At 39.7% G+C, this 3,640-nt stretch carries 5 protein-coding genes; 4 read left to right on the top strand and 1 reads right to left on the bottom strand.

All coding sequences use genetic code 11. The features are described 5' to 3' along the window. A partial coding sequence (locus BIZ39_RS20735; RefSeq protein ID WP_187447954.1) for a hypothetical protein occupies positions 1 to 605 on the top strand: 605 nt, incomplete at its 5' end. On the opposite strand, the gene BIZ39_RS20730 is transcribed toward BIZ39_RS20735, so the two are convergent. Beyond that, positions 600 to 1,124, bottom strand: a complete 525-nt coding sequence (locus BIZ39_RS20730) for a hypothetical protein (protein ID WP_187447953.1) — start codon at positions 1,122 to 1,124, stop codon at positions 600 to 602. The genes BIZ39_RS20735 and BIZ39_RS20730 overlap by 6 nt on opposite strands. A gap of 67 nt (positions 1,125 to 1,191) precedes the next feature. Here BIZ39_RS20730 and BIZ39_RS20725 point away from each other — a divergent pair, with 67 nt between their 5' ends. The 3 genes from BIZ39_RS20725 to BIZ39_RS20715 form a co-directional block, all read left to right on the top strand. Then, complete coding sequence (locus BIZ39_RS20725) at positions 1,192 to 1,617, top strand: hypothetical protein (RefSeq protein WP_222936733.1); 426 nt, start codon at positions 1,192 to 1,194, stop codon at positions 1,615 to 1,617. A gap of 171 nt (positions 1,618 to 1,788) precedes the next feature. Next, entirely contained in the window at positions 1,789 to 2,088 is a 300-nt protein-coding gene (locus BIZ39_RS20720) for an HPr family phosphocarrier protein (RefSeq protein ID WP_222936732.1), read from the top strand. Between the two features lie 189 nt (positions 2,089 to 2,277). Next, positions 2,278 to 3,640: ParB/RepB/Spo0J family partition protein (locus BIZ39_RS20715; RefSeq protein WP_187447950.1), on the top strand; the 1,363-nt coding region annotated here is incomplete at its 3' end.

Here is a 3,640-nt window from a genome sequence, read left to right as displayed (position 1 = left end):
GGAAATTAGCTCAGGATGTTGAATCTCCTATCAGTGAAGTGGAAGTCTATGGGGCAAAAAAGACTCTTTTGGGGGAAAATAAGTCAAAAAGCTATTCGAACAACCTGCTTGTAATGCCAAGTAATTACGACTCATTTGACAGGGTTAGACCAATTTTATCAGTGTGGGATGCTGATTTTATAAGGGTCAATGGAAAACGATATTTTGGCTCTAAAGTTACGACAAGAGAAACTTTCACAGCGTCATTACATCGGATGGGGCAATATTACCGTTGGGATTACGATAACAGCCAAACGCTCGCTTTTGCCAAGGCTAGTGAAGTTTATCCAAACTTTATTTTAATAGAGACGCAAAATTGTATCTCACAGTTTCCTATCGGTTCTAGAGAAACTATCGTCAAGACCTGCCAAGGTGATTTAGTCATAACAAAAGGAAAGGCTACATTTATGAATTTATTTGCCCATAGTGGTCAAGTAAAAATGGTGGAGTCAAACATGATCAATGCAAACATTCACGATGCCAGAACAGAGATTTTTACCGAGGAAGAATGGAAAGCATTGTTCGAAAAAAATCAGGAAGAGGTCACTGTATCTAACAATTTATAAATACGGTGATGGTGGAGGGTTGCCTGAAAAAGTTGGGTTACTCTCCTTTTTTTTACTTTGTGTTTTTGCACCTACCATATCGATAACCACTCCACTCTCGATACCCTCAGAATAACAGGGGGTTATTGGTAGGCTTGCGGATTGTAACTGCATGAGCGGTTTTCCATCTTCATCAATTACCACATACGCTTCATTGTCCAATAAATAGCATAATAAAAGATATCGGTCGTTGTCATCATAGATACAACTTTCAACTTCAGTTAGTCTACCCACTCTGCGCCAATTGACTGGCCCAGAAAAATACCCTAAACGTCCAGCGTTCTGATATAAACGATGTGCAACCAGTTTAATACCTAACTCACCACCAAACTGAAAGGTTTTATCTACCGCATCATTATCATCAATCCAAACATCCACTGGCTCCCCGATGTCGCTAAGATTGAAGCGATATTGTACATGATCATGATAGAGCCAATATTCGATTTTCATTTTACAGGTCCAGTTGGTCAACGTTGCCATGGGACATCTTAAAGTAAGAAGTGCACGTTATACATTAATAGATATTTGGAATGATTTGGAAATTTTTATGAAAAAATTAATAAGCACGGGATTTCTTATCGCAATATCACTTCCAGCTTTTGGAAGCAGCCCTTTTAATCAATCTGTAGAGCAAATGCTTTCTGAATACAATAATACCAAGGATGTGAAGATAGTAGGTACCGTATTAATAAGATGCGCGTCATTGCTCACCATTACCAATTCCATCAAAGGAGCCCCCAAAGCTATTGAGATAGATCCAAACGCACTCTTTGTTTCATCTTTAAAATTAAGAAACGAAAAACCTGACGGTGACGATGTTTCTCAAACGATTGAAGAATTCAGGGGATACAGCAAACAATACCAGGCCTGGTTTAAAGATGCATCAGAAGACAGCAATCCATTCGAATCAGGTAATTTAAAAAAAGAGTTTCAGATTTGCGACGAGGCCGCTCGACAATTTTTAAACCAGTAGAAAAGTTATACACCAAAACGGTTCATAACCATGGGGGCAAGCTGTGCATAACCACTCAATTGATAGATAGAACATACGCTTAAACTATACCAATGGTATTGCCCCTTTTATCCTTGTATTTCGCAAATATTTAATACATTACCAATCAAATATATTGATTGAGTATTAACAATGACCGCAGTATTAAGAGAACCTCTTTGCCGTAATATTCTTGCTAAAACCGCTAGAATACACATGCGGAATGCGTATCAGCTTCAGTTTATCGCAAAAAAAACAAACCATAGACTAATTCTTACGAATACTAGAAATGACCGCTCTGCTGATCTTACGGATGTGATTGAACTCATGCTGCTAGGAGTAAGGCCTAATGACCAACTGGAACTCAACCTACACTTAGAAGATGATTTTGAAACTCAAGATTCATCTCAGAACATAATGAACGACATTGAGCAGGTGCTAGTGACGCCGTAATGAAGGTTTTATAAAGCCTTGGCACTTACGCCGTCATGGTTATTTATTCAATTATCAAATGTAGCATTTCGTGACGACATCAAGTTAAGTTAACGATAACTACCCATACTTTAATTTCTCAAAAAGTAGCGGTACATCAGACTCATGTAACTATAAATCTGTCTAAACCACCCCAATGAGGACAGATTAATGAGTGTTTATAAAGACGCTATGGAATTGGCAGAAGAAACAAAGTCAGAGCAAGTTACTTCTGTTGAATCCAATGATGTAGACAAAGAGTTTGATGCAACTGTTGCAACCATCCCGTTAGCCAATATAGTGCTGACTTTCGCCAATACCAGACGTAAAATTTCTCAGGTCGATATTGACGGGCTTAAAGCGTCTATAAACAGTATAGGCTTAATCTCTGCTGTCACAGTCAAGCCCACCGATAACGGCAAGTACGAGTTGATAGCTGGCTTTAAACGATTTGAAGCTATGTCTCAGCTTGGCAAAACTGAGATTAATGCCATTGTGCTTGATAAAGATACCGATGAAGCACAAACCACCGAAGCTAATCTTGCGGAAAATTTCAATCGCTCAGGCTTATCGTTAGCCGACCAATGTACTGCCATTAAACGCCTTTTCACTATCCTAGAGGGTGATGATTCAACGAAAGCCGAAATCATTGCAGTTCGCTTGAATATGACCTCAAAAAAGGTCAATGACCGCTTGCTACTTACCGCTTTGATTGACGATGCAATGATTGCCTTTGACGATAATAAAATTGCGCTTAAAACAGCTACTATCCTCGCAGGTCTGCCAGACGACCAGCAAACACAGTACTTAGAAAAACTGGTTAAAGGCGATATGACCCACGATGATTTGTTGTCAGCCGTTGGCAAAGCCAGTGTGTCACTGTCTTTAGCAAAGTTCGATAAATCAGATTGTCAGCAATGTCCGTCAAACAGCGAGGTTCAAAGTAGCCTTTTTGTAGATACAGAGGATTGCGGCTCTGAGGGTACGTGCAAAAATATCGAATGTTTTAAGCAAAAAAGCCAAGCGTGGTTTGATAAGCAACGTGAAGAAAAAATCGCTGAATTTGGCACAGTGATCCCCGTATCACAGGTTGAACAAAGCGCAATTTCGTTGATCAGTGCTGATTTACTCGGTGATGAACAGATTAAAGAGTGTAGTTCTTGTTCTGACAACATTTCGCTTATTCATAACAAACTCAGTGAAAAATTTGGCAACGTTATGAATAACGTTTGTCGCAATAAGACCTGTTTTACTGAGTGTGCGGCTAAATTCGCTACGACACAACAGGACGCTAGTAACGAAAGCGAGACAGTTAGCCAAACTGAAAACGCCATTACCGCTGAGAATGCTAATTTGAGCACTGGTGAATCTGCATCTACTGCAACAACAAGTTCGGGTAAAACCAAAACTGTCAGTACCACCAATGCAGCCAAAATCTCAAAAGCGGGTCTGCAATCCGCACGAATTGCGGCAGCGAAAATTCAAATCGAAAAAGGACTCAGTGAAGCAATTGATAGCAAGATGCTGATGTTCC

This window comes from Alteromonas sp. BZK5, from assembly GCF_014349115.1.
In the GTDB taxonomy this organism is placed as follows: domain Bacteria; phylum Pseudomonadota; class Gammaproteobacteria; order Enterobacterales; family Alteromonadaceae; genus Alteromonas; species Alteromonas macleodii.
Note: the sequence above shows the minus strand (reverse complement) of the source record. Positions and strands in the feature narration are given on the sequence as shown.